This is a genomic window from Brevibacillus antibioticus, assembly GCF_005217615.1.
Classification (GTDB): Bacteria; Bacillota; Bacilli; order Brevibacillales; family Brevibacillaceae; genus Brevibacillus; species Brevibacillus antibioticus.
On sequence record NZ_SZNK01000001.1, the window covers coordinates 4,417,927 to 4,435,032 of the forward strand.

Genomic DNA, 17,106 nt, shown 5'->3' on the forward strand with positions numbered 1-17,106 from the left:
GGAAAATTACTCCTTTGCCTCTAGTATTCATTTTCAAATCGATGTTCAAAGTGAGCTATTAAACTTCCTCTTATCATCGGATCGTAAGCCACTCGGCGATTGGTCCAAGAGCAAGCACAGGCAGGAATGTCAGTGCGCCTACGATCAACACAGTTGCAACCAAAATCACTGTGAATACACTATTGTCTGTGCGCAATGTACCCATCGTTTCCGGTACCGGCGTTTTTGCGAGCAAGGAGCCTGCTACCGCCAGCATCGTAATGATCGAGACGTATCGACCAAACAGCATGACGAGTCCGGTAGAAATGTTCCAGAATGGCGTATTGTCGCCCAATCCTTCAAAACCGGAACCGTTGTTGGCTGCCGAGGATGTGTACTCGTACAGCACTTGCGAAATGCCGTGGAAGCCTGGGTTCGACACTGCGGACGATCCCATTTCTGTTGCCAATGCAATAGCGGTAGGCGCCAAAATAATCAGGGGATGAACGAGAATCGCGATGGCGATCAGCTTCATCTCTTTTCCTTCGATCTTGCGGCCGAGGAATTCAGGCGTACGCCCTACCATCAAGCCCGCCAAAAATACAGCCAAAATCGCATACATCAAAATGTTAACCGTTCCGACGCCATCTCCGCCGAATACGCAGTTGAGCATCATTTCACCGAGCGGAACCAAGCCGCCAAGTGGTGTCAATGTATCGTGCATGTTGTTCACAGTTCCTGTTGTTGCCGCTGTTGTCACGGCGGTGAACAAGGTGCTTTGTGCGATACCAAAGCGGACTTCTTTTCCTTCCATGCTGCCCATTTCTTGTGACAGACCAGCCCGTGCCAGCGCCGGGTTGCCGTTTCCTTCATTGGCATACGCCGTAATCAGGAACGCCAGGAACATCACGAACATCGCTCCAAAAATAACCCAGCCTTGCTTGCGGCTCTTCGCCATGAAGCCGAATGCGAATGGCAGTGCCGCCGGGATCAAGAACATCGACAAAATTTCGATCACATTTGTCAGCGGAGTCGGGTTTTCAAATGGATGCGAGGAGTTTACCCCGAAGAATCCGCCTCCGTTTGTTCCCAAATGCTTAATCGATACGAGTGAAGCAACTGGACCGCGAGCGATTTGTTGCTCCGTTCCACCAATGGTTGTCGCTGTTGCGGTCGGCTCCATCGTCTGCGGCACGCCTTGGGACACCAAGAGCAGTGTCACGACAATGGCCAGTGGAATCAACACACGTATATGAGCACGTACTAGGTCTACGTAGTAGTTACCGATGCTACGCTGCCCTGTCAGCCCACGCATGAAGGCCATCACGACCGCGATCCCTGTCGCTGGTGTGGTAAACATCAGGTAAATAATGACCAGCATTTGCGATAGATACGACAATCCGCTCTCCCCGCTGTAATGCTGAAGATTCGTATTCGTCAAAAAGCTGACAGCCGTATTAAAGGAAAGCAACGGCTCCATCGCCGCAATACCACTTGGGTTTCCAGGCAGCATCCCTTGCAAACGAAGCAAGAGATAGGCAATGGCTACCATCGACATGTTGCTGACCAAAACAGCCATTGCGTACTGCTTCCAGGTCATATCTGTTACGCGAATACCAGACAGCTTGTATATCGCTTTTTCCAACCCACCAAAAACACGGTCCAACCGAGTCGTCTCCAGCGAAAAGGAGCGTGCCAAATATTTTCCCATTGGTATGGCGAGCACGAAAAGCACCACCAAAACCAACGCTATTTGTATAAAGTCCACGACAGTTCCTCCTACTCCCTCTAAAAAATGGTTCCAAATAAACGAATGATTCAGGTAACCCCTAGTATTTTTCCGGGTAAATCAATGCGTGGCACAGGTACATCGCAAGCCCTGCCATAATCAAAAGCAACCAGATCATTTCTCTTTCCCTCCCTGTTCTCTTACCACGGCGTCACAAAACTTGATGAGTGCAAAAAATACACCGAATGAAAGCGCCAAGAGCAGTATGGAAACCACGTCCATGCAATGTCCCTCCTTTTTTCTGGTACTGACTATCCCGTAAAGTCTTGCTGACTCGTCTCTCTCGCTTCCCCCTGCACAGGCTTCCTTTTTTGAAAAAAACCTGCCATTTGAGAAAAAAATAGACCAATGCTTACGATTTCCCCGAAAGATCGCCACATTTGACCGAGCTGAAGATGAACAGACGAACGAAGTCGCCCGCTTCCACGGCAAATAAAACGATTCTTTGTATCGGAGAAAAAGTACTCATTGGTCTACCTAACGCCCAGCCGACTTGAAGTTGCCTTCTTTGCGTTTTGTCTCCCGTTTCCTTTTTCAAAAAAACAGTTATTTACTTGTGAGTAAAACGGTCATTAGCCGTTTTTGAGCAAAACGAAAAGACCTGCATTACGTTTCGAGTAAACCCTTGTCGTCCTAAATGGATAACAAAAAGGCCTCCTCAAACAGGCGGTCTTTAGACCTCCCTCGCTTTAGCCGACGAAGTTAGCTGACGGGTAGGATGGCGAAAGAGTTTCTCATCCCTCCCACGATTCATACGTGGGATTAACCCCTACTGATTGGGTCCTCCGTTCCCGAGTGCCTCGGGATTTGGCCATATTTGCAATTGTTGGTTACGAGTCTCATTATACGTCCGGCATAAACGGATGTTAATGTCCTATTTCAGTCTTTTTCAGACGATTTTTGCATTCTTTATCCATGTAAGCGATTTAAACCTATCAGCCCTCATCCGATCATGATATTTCATCGTTTCTCTTGCGTTTTCACATTATTAACCTATTTGTTTGACAGCCTCAAGACGGCTGAGTAATATTAGGCACAATGATAAATTATGGGAGGTATGGCGTTTGGCCATCTCTAACAAAAAAAAGCTGGAAGCAGAAATCAGCGAAGCATTCATAAAATTTCAGCGCGATCTGATTGGACGAGGTCCACAGGAAGCGAAGACCTACATTGTCGGTGATATGGTTATCGTCAGATTCAAAGGTGTTCTCACCGTCGAAGAAAAGCATCTGTCCAGTCATGATAAAGGCCGCCGCATCGTCAAAGAAATGCGCGAGGTTCTCCGTGAAATGTACAGCGAAGAATCGGAAGAAATCGTAGAAAAGCTGACAAGCTGCAAGGTACTATCCAGTCATAGCGACATCAGCACGAAAATGGGTGAACGGATCGAGGTTTATGTATTGGACAAGGACTTCGAAAAAATGTTGGGCTAATGTCACGAAAACAAGGCTCCGCCTCATCTGCAGGCGAAGCCTTTTCTATTCCACTCTTACCCACTCATCTGTTCAGCCAGCCAGCCGTAGCCTTTATACCCGGGCTGGCTCACGATGACGTGATTTGCCCCGAGCGCCTTGTATAACATCGCGTTCCGATGCTCCTGCGTCATCACAAAAATCCGGCAGGTGCCCAGCTGCTTGAACAGTGTAACGAAGTCGCTCCCCTCCGCCCACTCATCGGGGAAGATGTAGACGGAATGGTAGAGCAGCAAAGATTCCTGATCGCGGTAGCACTCGTCAAATGAGATGGGCAAAAAACGCTGAATCGTCTGGTCTCCAGGCCCCGCTGTCAATGAAAAGGCGCCGGGATTCCTTCCCCAAAAAGCAGGCAAACGATCGCAGCATAGTGTCTGGATAAAAGAAGTGAAAGCTTCCCCCTTGCCCATTACGAGATAGTGCTTCATAGCAGCGCCTCCCCTTTCCTTATTGAAGATCCTCGATGGACGAGATGTTCATGTACGAAGGAACTACGAGTCCGATTTTGGTTCCGTCGAGATTCGGACCCAAATCCTCGATTTGCCCACCAAATTTCTTCAAATAGCTCGTATCTGTAGACGGCAGCCACGCCGCAACTATTCCATCTACATCCCCAATGGCCACTCCTGCCCACATCGGTCCAGTCTGCACCTGACTCAGTTCGACTTCATACCCCAGCTTCTGCTCCAGCACATGCTCTACGACGTGCGAGCTGGCAATCTCGGAATCCCATGCTACATAAGCGAGCGTCAGCTTCTCTTTTTGGACAGGCTGGATGCCCTCCACCCATTTCGCTACTTTGGCTTCGTTGTTTTTTACCCATTCCGCAGCGGCCACTTCCGGATCTTTTCCGTCAATCATTTGAACCATGACTGACTCCATATCGGCTGGCTCCCAGCAGAACTTATCCAGAAAGTGATAGGCAGCAGGCTGTTCCTCTCTCAGCCCTTTGCGCACGATGGTATGGATTTGTTCCGCACCGCCAAAGCCGTTCTTCGGGTCTGCCAAGTATTTCAAATCCATCTTTTTAAACATCCAATGTGGCGTCCAGCCCGTAATGATAATCGGTTCCTTCGCTTCGTAGGCTTTGATCAAAGCTGCTGTCATTGCTGCATCTGAGCCTTCGACAAGCTGCCATTTATCCAAGCCATACAGGTTCATGACTTCCTCTGTCTTCACCATCGAGCCTGCTCCTGCGTCGATTCCGATGATTTTGTAGTCGAGCTTTTCTCCTAGCGCGTTGTCCAACTTCTCAGAAGCAATCGGACCGACCACCGTTGCTGTCGGTAATTGTGTGTTTGTGTTTTGACTGGAGCAGCCTGCAAGCCAAGCTGTCGCTCCCATCATCACTGCCAGTAAAGCTGGAACCGTTTTGTTCATTATGTGTTTCTCTCCTTTTTTCCTGCATGTTGAGTAAGCCGATCCAAGACGATAGCGATAATCACGATAGATAGTCCCGCCTCGAATCCTCTTCCTATATCCACTTGCGAAACAGCACGATATACGTCCGCCCCCAAGCCTTTCGCCCCGATCATAGCCGCTATGACCACCATCGACAGGGCGAGCATGATGCACTGATTGACGCCCGCCAAGATCGTCGATTTCGCATAAGGCAGTTGTACTTTCACGAGCTTTTGCCACCCAGTTGCGCCAAAGGCGTCCGCCGCTTCCTCCATTTCCGCTGGGACCTGGCGTATGCCTAAGTTCGTAAGACGCACGATTGGCGGCAAAGCAAAAATAACGGAGGCAATGACTCCCGGCACCTCGCCCAAGCCGAAGAAAAAGATCGCGGGAATCAAATAAACGAACGCTGGCATCGTCTGCATCAAATCCAGTACTGGCGTGACGAGATTACGAAACGTATCGTGTCTCGCGCAAAGAATGCCCACCGGAATCCCGATAGCGATCGAAATAATCGCGGAAGTGAGGACGAGTCCCAATGTCTCCATCGTTTCATCCCAGTACCCCAAATTGTGAATGAGAGAAAGTCCGATAACCGTAAAGACCATGGACGCTCTCCCTGCAAAAACCCACGTAGCGGCCCCCAGCAGCAAGATGAGAATCAGCGAAGGTATCTCTGCCAAAACCGTGGAACAGTAAGTCACCATCGTGGAAATGACGATCGACACCGGATCAAACAATACCCCTTTGTAATGGCCCAGTACCTCCACGAACCCTTCCATCCATTCGCCAATCGGCAGCTTAGGCAAGGCGTCCATCACTCATCACCTCTGTTCTCTGATGCTCTTGGACATTTACTTTTCCTACCAGCCCACCTAGCACCGCTCCTTTTACGACGACACCCAACAAACGCTGCTGCTCGCCCACTACCGCAATCGGGACGTGCAGGTCTGCCATCATCGGGAACAAACTGTGCAGACGTGCGTCAGGTGAAACGGTAGGGAGGTCGGTTTTCATGATCGTCTCCAGCGAATCTCCCGTACTGATCGCGAGTGATACGTCATACGCCGTAATCAAGCCAAGCAGTGTGCGCTTTTTGTCCACGACGTACAAGCTGGACACGCCGTTATCCATCATGAGTTGTAGCGCCACTCGCGCCCCTTTGTCAGGTGTGATTGCTTCTGCCCGTTTCATCACATTTTCAGCAACGAGCACCCTGGACAGGTCGGCATCCTCCACGAATTTCCGCACGAATTCATCCGCTGGGTCTGCCATGATTTCTTCTGGGCGGCCGATTTGAATGATCTGCCCGTCTTTCATAAAGGCAATCCGGTCGCCCAGCCGCAACGCTTCGTGCAAGTCATGTGTAATAAACAGGATCGTCTTTTTCATCGTCATCTGAAGCTCCAGCAGCTCATCCTGCATATCTTTTCGAATGAGCGGGTCCAGTGCACTGAACGCTTCGTCCATCAAGAGAATATCTGGATTATTAGCCAACGCCCGCGCCAATCCGACTCGCTGGCGCATGCCTCCGCTCAATTGATCCGGGTACGCATTTTCCCACTCGGTTAGTCCAACGAGCGCGAGCGCTTCCCGTGCTTTTTCTTGCCGGAGCCCTGGTGGTACTTGTTGAATCTCCAAACCAAACTCCACGTTTTCCCGAACCGTCCGCTGCGGAAACAGGGCGAAATTTTGGAATACCATCCCGAGCTTCTTCCTCCGCACCTCGCGCAAAGCCGATGCCTTCATGTCCACAATTTCTTCCCCATCGATCTCGATGCTTCCGCTCGTTGGGTCAATCAATCGATTGCACAGTCTGATTAAGGTTGATTTGCCGCTGCCGGACAGGCCCATGATGACGAAGATTTCACCTTCCTCGACTTCAAAGCTGACCTGATTGACCCCGATAGACTGGCCCGTTTGCTTGTAAATTTGTTCTTTCGTACGTCCTTCCGCCAGCAGCTTCAAGGCCAGCTCAGGCTGCTTACCGAACACTTTTGTCAGTTGATGGACTTTCATTTTGGGCATGGTATCCCTCATCCTTCGTTTTTTCGTAAATGCAAAAAGCCTGCGAAGTTTCCACACGCAAGCAAAGTCAAGCATGCACGCTTGATTTTTACTTGCGTTGAAAATCCGCAGGCTTACGTAATACCTGGCGCCCATTTTCAGGACTCCCTGTACTCTGTCTTCCTGATTTCGATTGTCAGCGGTTTATGTCGTACCGTTTTCCTCCCAGCGATCCACACCATTTCATTCACGACTGTATCGCGTAAGCTACTCGTCGGTATTTCCATAAAAAATAGGCCGATCCATCCTTTTTCTCCAGAACAAAGGTCCCAAAGAAAAAGCCTGCATCGACCTATCACACGCCCGCCAAGGAATCCCCTGGTTGCGCATTATATGCCTAGACTTTATCCATCCATGACCTTCCCTGCTTTGACCGACGAGGTTAGCTGACGGGTAGGATGGCAGAGAAGACTTTTCCTCATCCCTCCTGATCACTCAGGATTAACCCCAAAAGATTGGTTCCCCCGCTTCCGAGAATCTCGGAACTAGGCCGTATTGTGTTTTGTTGCTTATTTGATCGTGATTGTGACTTTGATTATACGCTCGCTTCCAGTTATTGTGAACGTTCATTTTCGTTGAATCAAACTGAATAGCGCCTTTCTTAATGAGTCGCATTGATTTAGATGGTTCATGCTCATCCAATTGAAGAATCCCTTAGCTATCTTTCCCTTTCTATACACAAACCTCTACGCATACACGCTCCTCATAGGAAAAGCGCTGACTGATGTCCGTGACAACCTCCCAGTCATCCTCCCCGACCCGGATGGAATAAAGCAGTTCTCTCCCCTGAAATTGCACATGAGATACCTTTCCGATAACGCCTTCCATTCCTTGCTGCCACGCTGCGAGCTTCAACTGATCGGGACGAACCGGCAATATTTGCTGAGCGTGAAAGGAAGAAAAGTCGCGGGAAACAGCAATTGGTACCGCTGGCTCTCCTTGTCTCTCCAACAGAAAGGTATTGGGGCAAGACCAGTTTCCTTTTAAGAAGTTAGCCCGTCCCACAAACTTGGCGACAAAAGGCGATTGGGGCGAATAGTATATATCCTGCGGGCTACCTGCTTGTTCCACCCTGCCGCCTTTCATTACGACGATCTGATCCGCCATAGCCAGTGCCTCTGACTGATCGTGTGTGACGTAGACGATGGAAGTCCCCAGCTCGCGGTGAATAAATTGGATTTCCTTGCGCATTTGCATACGCAGCTCTGCATCGAGACTGCTCAATGGCTCGTCCATCAGAAGCAGCGTAGGGTTAAACACGATGGCCCGCGCCAGAGCAACGCGCTGCTTTTGTCCACCAGAGAGCTGATTGGGAAATCTCTCTTCCATTCCTCCAAGACCGACCATCTCCAGCATTTGGGCCACCCGTACCTTTGGATTATCTTTGTAAGCGGCAGGCACGTGCTTTTGATGTTGCAACGGAAACACGACATTCTCATAGACAGTCAAATGCGGCCAAAGTGCGAATGACTGAAACACCATACCAATCCGCCGCTCCTCTGGCGGCTTTCTTCTTGCCTGGTCCGCTACGCACTCTTGATTGATCCAGATTTCTCCGCTGGTAGGCGATTCAAAACCCGCCAATAGCCTAAGCAGTGTCGTTTTTCCGCAACCGCTCGGCCCGAGCAAAGCAACGAATTCCCCTTGTCCAATTTGTAGATCCAGATGGTGGAGCGCCGTCACATCTCCGAATTTTTTGGAAACGCCCTTCACTCTTGCACTGTTCATCCCTGTATCCTCCGTTGCCAATATCGTTTCCATAAACCGCCCATTGTCAAAGCCAGCAGGATGGCCACTACGATCAACGAAGAAAGGGCCGTGCTATGAGTCGTTGATCCCGCCTGCTCAAAGCTAAAAATAACGACACCGATTGTTTCCGAACCGGATGACCACAGAAGCGATGATATTGTCAATTCAGTAAAAGCTGTCAGGAACACCAGAAACAAGCCTGTTGCCATTCCCGGTGCATAGAGCGGAAGCAATATCCGGGACCACCTCGTCCAAAATCGACCACCGTTGATCCGTGCTGCTTCTTCTACTTCCTTGCCCACCTGCATAATGGAGACCGTACTGCTTTTTACTTGCAAGATCAAAAAGCGAGTCACATACGCAATCAAAATGAGCCAAACCGTTCCATATATTCCTGGCTGCCAGCTAGGAATCGGCTCGATCCACGTTAAAATCATCGCCAGACCAAGCACCATACCGGGCAAAGCATACGGCAAAGCGACAGCTCCTTCCATTACTTTTCCCATAAAGGAAGGCCGATGGATGCGCCAGTAAGCGAACCATGTTCCAGCCACCACGCACAAGACGCCAGTCAAGCAGGCCAGCATCAGGCTATTGCCGATGGCCGCTCTCGTTCCAACATGGTCAAACAAAACAAACGCAAAATGCTTCCATGTCAGATTTTGCGGAACAAAAGGCAACCCATACGCCTTGATGAAAGCGTTCGCTGCCATGGACAAGAGAGGAAGCACACTCGTCACCAACAAAAAGAGTCCAACAAGAACCTCCACACCCCGTCGATACCTTTCCAAGTGACGGCGAATCGATTTGTCCTCGGCACTGGTCTGGTCTACCCGGCTTTTACGCAAAAAGAGCCACTGTACTCCTGTTCCCGCCAATGCTATCACGCCAAGCAAAATAGACAAGACAGAAGCCCTCGCAAAAGCGCTCGGTCCAAATCCGATGACCTCCTCATAAATCAACGTACTCAATAAAGGGATATTTTCCGGGATCCCGAGAAACGCAGGGACACCAAAATTATCGAGTCCAGAAATAAAAGCAAGCAGTCCGCCTCCTGCAATTCCCGGTAAGGCGAGTGGGAGTGTCACCTTGCGAAATACGGTCGTAGCCGTAGCCCCTGAAGAATGAGCCGCCCATTCCAGTTCTTTGGGAATCCGATACAGAACGGACAGCGTGAGCATGTAGACCAACGGATAATGCGTTAGACCCATTACAACAATGATCCCGTCCAAGCCATAGACGTCCCACAGCTCCAAAGGCCCACCATAAAGCCAGCTCGCTGCCCGGTTCAATACCCCTTGCGGACCTGCCAGTTGTGTCCAGGCCAAGGTCATCACGTACGAGGGAATCAGCAATGGCAACAGGGCAAGTACGTGAATGGCAGACTTCCAGCGTATGTCTGTATAGGCGCATAACCAAGCCAACGACACACCAATGACTAACGCGATGAGCGTAGAAGCTCCTGCCGCCGTAACGCTGTGACCGATAGCGTTCCAGGTGCGTACATGTGTGATCACATCCGCAAAGTATCGAAGACCGATTCCAGCTTCTGTTTGCACACTAAGAGCGATCAACTTCCACAACGGATACATAAAAAAGAAGGCGACCGGCACCAGCACGGTCCATGTGGCCGCCTTTTCCAACGACAGGGGCACGGTCATTTTTCGCCGTTCCCCCATCTTTCGCTCGGACACTGCTGCCTGCCAGTTACTTTGCACCCATCATCTCTCCAAATTTCTTTTTGTCCGCCTCTCTGTTCGCTTCAAGTTCATCTGTATTCGCAGAAAGCACCTTGATCTGGTCTTGAGCGCGTAGCCCTTCCGGAGCAGCGATGCCTTTTCTGATCGGAGTGTACCCAAGACTGCTTGCAAGCTGCTGTCCTTCCTCCGAGAGCACATAATCGACAAACGCTTTTGCTGCCTCTGCATTTTTCGTTGCTTTCATGATCCCGATTGGTTCGGTTATGACAGGAACACCCTCGTTTGGATAGATAAGCTCGACTGGAGAGCCGTCTTTTTTCGCCCGAGCTACGAGGTAATCCACAACCATCCCATATTCCTTCTCGCCGCCTGCGACGCTTTTCAATACGGCACCATTGCCTTTAGTGACTGTCATCTGGTTTGCTTTGAGTCCAGCTATGTAGTCCCAACCAAAATCAGCCTGCCGAGTAAGTACGCCTATGTTATAGGCTGCTGCTCCAGAGTAGAGTGGACTTGGCATAATCGTTTTGTTCGAGGCTTCCGGACTGGTCAGAACCTTCCAACTGTCCGGAAGAGCGGCAACCTTGCTGCTGTTGACTGCAAGAACGGTTGCCATCACTTTGGTTCCCGTATAGGCGCCCTCTGCATCCTTCCACTCCGCCGGAATGTCCTTAGCCTCGGGCGAAGCATACGGCATGAGCAAATCCTGTTTTTTCAGGCTAGCAAAGGTCGGTGCATCCGCAACCAAAAGCACATCTACTTTTACCTGCCCAGCTTGTGCCTCCGCCTGCAAGCGACTCATCACTTCCTCTGTACCGGATCGGAACAGCTCTACTTTTACCTCCGGATTATTTTTCGAAAAACCCTCGATCAATGCTTGCGCGTCTGCATCTGGCTGGGAGGTATAAAAGCTCAGCGACCCTGCGATTTTGGCTGGGGCTGGGGCAGACTCAGATGTCGCTGCAGTGTTCGCCGCCGGGGTTGGTGATGTGGAAGAAGGCTGGGAACCGCAGGCTGCCAGTCCAAAGACAGCAACGGCTGCGAATAAAGAAAGGGTCCATTTTGGGCTAAGAACACGTTTCACTTGTTCATTCCTCCTAAAAATCATGAGTGGTTAACAGCTAAGTGCTTTGCTTCGCGCCTTGAAACCATTTGCCGATTTTTGCCTTCATGGCAGTATTCGTCATGTTTAATTGCAAAGGAGTAATAGTGATATAACCGTCGCGAAGCTTGTAATAATCGGACTCCTCGTCCTCAAAGTGAAGCTCACTCAAGTGGTCGGAGAGCCAGTAGCACATATACCCTTGCGGATCGTTCAAGCCCACATATTGATAGCGCAGAACATCCATTGCCAGCGGCGTGACTGCTACTCCTTTTACCATTTCCCTGGACAAATACGGGAGATTGATGTTCAGAACCGTTTCGGGACTGAGCTTGTGTCTGAGCAGGGTTTCAAATATTTCGTAGGCAAGCGGCTCGACGATTGAAAAATTCGGGTTTGGCTTCAGCGTAGCGAGAGATATAGCGATGGAAGGAATCTGGTACATCGCCCCCTCAATCGCTGCTGAGATCGTACCTGAATAAAAGACATCCCGTCCCAGATTCGGTCCACGGTTGATTCCAGATACAATTACATCTGGCTTTTCCTTGAGAATGACCTCAATCGCCATCTTGACGCAGTCAGCCGGTGTGCCATTGACGGCCCATGCTTCCAGCGAGGTTTCAAAAAAGTTTACTTTGTTTGCTTTGACTGGCGATTTCAACGTAATGGCATGGCTGATCGCACTACGTTCTTGATCCGGACAGACAATGGATACATTACCAAAGGGCTGAAGTGCCTGCGCCAGACAAAGCACTCCACTTGAAAAAATTCCATCGTCATTGGTTACGAGAATATTCAAAATAATACGGACCTCCTATCCAAATGAAACACAATCCTCTTGCCGTAAATAAACCATGTTTTGCTTGAGCTGAGACAAGCTCCTCGCATCATCGAAGCCTTCTACAACAACAGGTCTCTTTTCTTCAAACAACAACGGCCAAATGCCTGGCAAATCAATCTCTCCTGTTCCTAATGGCACATGCAGCTTGGTTGCCGTAGCGTCGCTCACATGAATTTTATCGATCCCCTCCAGCTCGCGGTAAAATTGCGACAAGGAACAGGAAAGAGGAACATGAGCAATATCAAACGTGGTTGTCGTCGGGTATTCCAATGCCGTTCTCAGTTGATTCATATCTTGTGGTGTCACGATCATTTCCTTCGACAGAGGCTCAATGTGCTCGATAGACAACATACAGTCTTTTTTCCTTGCTTCGTACGCCAGCTCATTCACGCTCTCAATCAGAATCGGCTCATGCCAGCTTCGGTTTCTGGGCGACAGCGTCACTCTTCCCGGATGGATGGTCACACTTTTGGCCCCGATTTCACTTGCTAGCGTCAAGGAACGCTTCACTTCTTCAATGGATTGCTTGCGAATGCCATGATTCAGCGAACACAAATTTAAATCCCAGCTAGCTGCATGCAAGGTCAGCTTCATTCCAGCTCGTTTTGCCGCCTGTTGGATTTCTTTCGGGTCACTTTGGTAAAACCAGACGTGCTCCGCCCATACCTCCATACCCGCAAATCCGTATTGACGCGCAATCAAGACAGCCGCCTCTACCGGGTAAGCCCACATCAGTGTTGATGAAACATACAGCATTTCCACCACTCCTTTACCTCTACCGGGATTGGCACGCTACCGAGCGGATATGGGTTACGTGAGCGATGACCGTGAAAGTCGCTCCCTCCCGAACGGATGAGATGATGGGCTTTGGCTTGTCTCTCCCAAAAAGCCATCTTTGCTGCAGAATGTCTCGGATAATATACCTCAATGCCGTCGATTCCGTATTCAAGCAACGCATCAAGCTGAACCTCAAAAGGGTAGATGCCAGGATGAGCCAGTACAGCAATTCCGCCCGCTTCATGGGTAATTTCAATTGCTTCCCGTGCAGAAAAGATAGGACGGGGCACGTAAGCGGCACACCCTTTGCGCAAATACGTCTCAAAGGCAGACTGGGGAGTTGAGCAGTAGCCCCGGTCGGCAATGACCTCGGCAACATGCGTGCGAACCATCACTCCGCCGTTCGCCCGTGCCATGCACTCTTCCATAGAAATGGACAGCCCCAGTCGATTGCAGCCCACAACTATCTCATTGATCCACTCGATACGCTCCCGTTGCCGTCTTTCCATGACATGAAGCAAACGAGCATCGGATATATCCAAGCCGTACCCCAAAATATGTAGTTCGTCCTCCGATCCGTCTGTATTCCACTCAATTCCCGGTATAAGCTGTATGCCGAGCTGTTTGGCATCCTCACGGGCAAGCAGATAACCATCCACGGTATCATGGTCGGTAATGGCTAAATAATTCACACCACGCTCTTTGGCATCCATAAGCAATTCCCGAGGTGACAGTTTTCCGTCAGAAGCAGTCGTGTGCATATGCAAATCCAGCATAACCATTCCTCCAGTTTCACTATCCGACATTGCTGTGTTTTCTGTTTGATTTCATTCTAAATCCCGTTTTTTAAGGCCATATAAAGCACCTAACAAGGTTTGATAAAAGTAAAATCAGGTGTTCATGCGATTTTGTTTCGTTCATCCGCTGAAATATGTACGTTTGATTAACGATTTACGAATTCTTTACAAAAAAGAAAAAAGCTCTCGCCTCAATCAGGCAAGAGCTTTTGGATAGGTACGATGATTAAACGACGTCGTAGCCTTGGTCTTCGATTGCTTCTTTCACTGCATCGAGAGTCAAGTTGCTCTCGTTGTAGGAAACCTCAACCTTTTTTTCAGCCAGGTTTACTTTGCCTTCCGCACCCAGATCTTTCAATGTGTTCTCGATGCGCGCTACGCATTTGTTGCAAGACATACCTTCTACGTTCAATGTGATATTTGTCATGATCAATCTCTCCTTACATTTTATGTTGTATAGGTAAGGCGGACAAAGCCGCTTGTTACTGTTGTTACAGCTTCACTCGTTGCAGTCTCAGTGCGTTGAGTACAACGGATACGGAGCTGAAGGCCATTGCGGCACCGGCAAGCCATGGAGCGAGTAAGCCGATTGCGGCAATGGGGATGCCCAAGGTGTTGTAGGCCAATGCCCAGAACAGGTTTTGCTTGATGTTGCGGATTGTGAGTTTGCTCATCTCGATGGCGTCTGCGACACTGGTCAGTTCGCCGCGCATCAGGGTAATATCGGCTGCTTCCATCGCCACATCTGTACCTGTACCGATTGCCATACCGACGTCAGCGGTAGCAAGTGCAGGAGCATCGTTGATACCATCGCCGACCATCGCGACTTTTTTGCCTTGTTCTTGCAGTTTTTTCACTTCTGCGGCCTTGCCTTCAGGCAGGACTTCTGCGATGACGTGATCGATTCCTGCTTCACGGGCAACGGCCTCAGCAGTTTGACGGTTGTCACCGGTCATCATGATCACAGTCAATCCCATTGCTTTCATGCGCTGAACAGCTTGCTTGGAGGTTGGTTTGATCGTATCCGCTACCGCAATCAAGCCAGCGAGCTTGCCTTCGACGACTGCGAGCATCGCCGTTTTACCGGAGCGCTCCAGTGCCAGCATGGTATCAGACACTGCTTGGTACGAAATTTGATGTTTTTCCAGCAAGCGGCGGGTACCGACGAGTACTTCTTTGCCAGCGACGGTGGCCCGGATACCGAAACCAGGAATAGCTTCAAACGAACCCGTATCAGCCACAGTGATTCCTTTATCTGCAATTCCGCGAACGATAGCTTGAGCCAATGGGTGCTCGGAGTTTTTCTCAGCGGCACCGACCAAAGAGAGCAGATCTTGCTCTTCGATATCAATGGCGATGACGTCTGTCAGTTCTGGCTCTCCTTTGGTTACAGTCCCTGTTTTATCCAGGACGATCGTATCCAGGTGGTGAGCCGTTTCCAGATGCTCCCCGCCTTTGAACAGGATGCCCAGCTCAGCTGCGCGTCCAGAGCCCGCCATGATCGAGGTCGGCGTTGCCAAACCGAGGGCGCATGGGCAAGCGATTACGAGCACGGCAATTGCTTTTTCCAAAGCCTCACCGAAGTTGCCAGGGATAACGAAGAAGTACCAGATCAAGAAGGTAAGAATCGCAATCCCTACTACGATAGGGACAAAAATCCCGGAGATGCTGTCAGCTACACGCTGAATCGGTGCTTTTGTTCCTTGTGCTTCTTCTACTACTTTAATGATTTGCGCCAGAGCCGTTTCTTTTCCGACTTTGGTTGCCTGGACCTTCAAAAAGCCGTTTTTGTTCAAAGTGGCGCCGATGACGGTATCGCCTGCGGCTTTATCCACCGGAATACTTTCACCAGTCAGCATGGACTCATCTACTGCGGACTGTCCTTCCATGACGATGCCATCGACAGGTACTTTATCGCCCGGCTTCACGTGAACGACGTCGCCCAATCTCACTTCTTCTACAGGAATGGTCATTTCGACGCCATCCCGTACGACTACTGCTGTTTTTGCTTGCAAGCCCATCAGCTTGCGGATCGCTTCCGAAGAGCGTCCCTTTGCTTTCATCTCAAACAGTTTACCCAAGACGATCAACGTGATCAGTACCGCACTGGTCTCAAAGTAAAGCTCAAGCATGTGGCCGCCATGAGCACCGATTGAGTTGAGCGCAACCCATAAACTGTAGAAATAAGCAGCTGAGGTACCAAGAGCAACTAGCACATCCATGTTGGCACTCTTGTTGCGAAGGGCTTTGAAAGCTCCCACGTAAAATTGCGCTCCGATGATGAATTGTACCGGTGTTGCCAATGCGAGCTGTACCCACGGATTCATCAAGCTTTCAGGCAGCCAGATAAACGAGGTGAAGGAAAAGTGGCTCACCATCGACCAGAGCAGCGGGAGCGACAGAATCGCGGAGATCCAGAACTTGCGGGTCTGACGTTTGATTTCTTCCTGGCGACGATCTACTTTTTCTTCTTCTTTTCCTTCTTCCTTGCGAGTCGCCTGATACCCGAGCTTTTCTACCTTTTGAATAATGTCCGTCACACTTACCTGAGATGAATCGTATTCGACGGTGGCTGTTTCCATCGCCAGGTTCACGTTTGCCTTCAAAACCCCAGCTGTTCTGTTCAAGCCTTTTTCGATCCGTGTGGAGCAAGCCGCACATGTCATTCCCGAGATGTTTAGCTCCACCTTGTCAGTGACGACGCCATAGCCGAGCGATTCAATTTTGGAGCGAATGTCGTCGATGTTCGTTTTCGTTGGATCGAACACGACTGTGGATTTTTCCAAAGCCAGATTGACATTGGCGGTCTCCACTCCCTCCATTTTTCCCAAGCCCTTTTCGATGCGCAGTGCACAAGCTGCGCAAGTCATCCCTGAGATTGCGACTGTTGCCTCTGCTGTTTTGGCACTCATTATAATTCCTCCAAATACCCTTGAGGGGTATATTTTATTGTAACGTTTCCCTTACGTTGTTTCCTGATCACACCTTTACTATACAATACCCCCTAAGGGTATATCAAGTGCCTTTTTCAATTTTTTCCTAAATGGGCTTCAACTGTTGAAAACACAAGGAAAATGCTTAGTTGTCATCCAGCTATTCTGCCGGACAAGCCCTGCCACATGTTTTCCAGTCGCCTTTTTCCTCACTTTGTTCGGGCGGTCTCCTTCCAAACATATGGCAGTACTTCTTAACAGCAAACTGGTTGCCATGCTTTTACACCGTTTTGCGGGTTTGTATCGAGAAGTGTGAGTAATCATTTGAGGGAGCCTTCTAAGTAACCCTCTTGGTATAGCTTTCAAGATGTTAACAACAGCTGCACAGGAAGTATCCTTCTGGGCGAGCTATGCCGCGGTGCTTTTCATGCAAAGGCCCGACTGCTGCTAGATGCAGACAACACAGGGTATCGGTGTATGGTCCGCAGCCTGTAGTAAT

Annotated in this window: 14 protein-coding genes and 2 riboswitches; of the genes, 1 reads left to right on the forward strand and 13 read right to left on the reverse strand. The window is 49.8% G+C overall.

The features are described from left to right. Window positions 1-73: 73 nt before the first annotated feature. A complete protein-coding gene (kdpA, locus tag E8L90_RS21195) occupies window positions 74-1,747 on the reverse strand; it encodes a potassium-transporting ATPase subunit KdpA (RefSeq protein ID WP_137031249.1) in 1,674 nt (557 codons plus the stop codon). Between the two features lie 697 nt (window positions 1,748-2,444). Then, a riboswitch (cyclic di-AMP (ydaO/yuaA leader) is annotated at window positions 2,445-2,591 on the reverse strand. 241 nt (window positions 2,592-2,832) lie between these two features. Here kdpA and E8L90_RS21200 point away from each other — a divergent pair. Then, window positions 2,833-3,201 (forward strand): Na-translocating system protein MpsC family protein, encoded by a 369-nt coding sequence (locus E8L90_RS21200; RefSeq protein ID WP_007728893.1) that lies wholly within the window; start codon window positions 2,833-2,835, stop codon window positions 3,199-3,201. A 56-nt stretch (window positions 3,202-3,257) separates the two neighbouring features. Here the strand turns inward: E8L90_RS21200 and E8L90_RS21205 are convergent, their stop codons facing one another. The 12 genes from E8L90_RS21205 to E8L90_RS21265 all read right to left on the reverse strand — a co-directional run bounded on the left by E8L90_RS21205 (window position 3,258) and on the right by E8L90_RS21265 (window position 16,586). Then, complete coding sequence (locus tag E8L90_RS21205; RefSeq protein WP_137031251.1) at window positions 3,258-3,668, reverse strand: hypothetical protein; 411 nt, start codon at window positions 3,666-3,668, stop codon at window positions 3,258-3,260. Window positions 3,669-3,687: 19 nt separating this feature from the next. Continuing rightward, the gene (locus E8L90_RS21210; RefSeq protein WP_425267118.1) at window positions 3,688-4,620 is read right to left on the reverse strand and encodes a glycine betaine ABC transporter substrate-binding protein; all 933 of its coding nucleotides are present in this window, start codon (window positions 4,618-4,620) and stop codon (window positions 3,688-3,690) included. Then, a complete protein-coding gene (locus E8L90_RS21215) occupies window positions 4,620-5,459 on the reverse strand; it encodes an ABC transporter permease (protein WP_137031252.1) in 840 nt (279 codons plus the stop codon). The genes E8L90_RS21210 and E8L90_RS21215 overlap by 1 nt, the downstream gene beginning before the upstream one ends. After that, complete coding sequence (locus E8L90_RS21220; RefSeq protein WP_137031253.1) at window positions 5,443-6,669, reverse strand: quaternary amine ABC transporter ATP-binding protein; 1,227 nt, start codon at window positions 6,667-6,669, stop codon at window positions 5,443-5,445. Before E8L90_RS21220 ends, E8L90_RS21215 begins: the two co-directional genes overlap by 17 nt. A gap of 394 nt (window positions 6,670-7,063) precedes the next feature. Then, window positions 7,064-7,210: riboswitch (cyclic di-AMP (ydaO/yuaA leader) on the reverse strand. A 170-nt stretch (window positions 7,211-7,380) separates the two neighbouring features. Then, window positions 7,381-8,436: an ABC transporter ATP-binding protein gene (locus E8L90_RS21230; protein ID WP_137033549.1), complete on the reverse strand. Its 1,056-nt coding sequence runs from the start codon at window positions 8,434-8,436 to the stop codon at window positions 7,381-7,383. Continuing rightward, window positions 8,433-10,175, reverse strand: a complete 1,743-nt coding sequence (locus E8L90_RS21235) for an ABC transporter permease (protein WP_244297340.1) — start codon at window positions 10,173-10,175, stop codon at window positions 8,433-8,435. The genes E8L90_RS21230 and E8L90_RS21235 overlap by 4 nt, the downstream gene beginning before the upstream one ends. After that, the gene (locus E8L90_RS21240) at window positions 10,165-11,241 is read right to left on the reverse strand and encodes an ABC transporter substrate-binding protein (protein WP_137031255.1); all 1,077 of its coding nucleotides are present in this window, start codon (window positions 11,239-11,241) and stop codon (window positions 10,165-10,167) included. Before E8L90_RS21240 ends, E8L90_RS21235 begins: the two co-directional genes overlap by 11 nt. Window positions 11,242-11,278: 37 nt before the next feature. Next, window positions 11,279-12,058 (reverse strand): 5'/3'-nucleotidase SurE, encoded by a 780-nt coding sequence (surE, locus tag E8L90_RS21245; protein ID WP_137031257.1) that lies wholly within the window; start codon window positions 12,056-12,058, stop codon window positions 11,279-11,281. A gap of 15 nt (window positions 12,059-12,073) precedes the next feature. After that, on the reverse strand, window positions 12,074-12,856 hold the full coding sequence (locus tag E8L90_RS21250) for a sugar phosphate isomerase/epimerase family protein (protein ID WP_137031259.1): 783 nt from the start codon (window positions 12,854-12,856) through the stop codon (window positions 12,074-12,076). Continuing rightward, window positions 12,832-13,653 carry a PHP domain-containing protein gene (locus E8L90_RS21255; RefSeq protein ID WP_137031260.1) on the reverse strand — a complete coding sequence of 274 codons (822 nt, stop codon included), beginning with the start codon at window positions 13,651-13,653 and terminating at the stop codon, window positions 12,832-12,834. The genes E8L90_RS21250 and E8L90_RS21255 overlap by 25 nt, the downstream gene beginning before the upstream one ends. Before the next feature lie 247 nt (window positions 13,654-13,900). Beyond that, a complete protein-coding gene (locus tag E8L90_RS21260) occupies window positions 13,901-14,101 on the reverse strand; it encodes a cation transporter (RefSeq protein WP_012684125.1) in 201 nt (66 codons plus the stop codon). 64 nt (window positions 14,102-14,165) lie between these two features. After that, on the reverse strand, window positions 14,166-16,586 hold the full coding sequence (locus tag E8L90_RS21265; protein WP_137031261.1) for a heavy metal translocating P-type ATPase: 2,421 nt from the start codon (window positions 16,584-16,586) through the stop codon (window positions 14,166-14,168). Window positions 16,587-17,106: the final 520 nt, after the last annotated feature.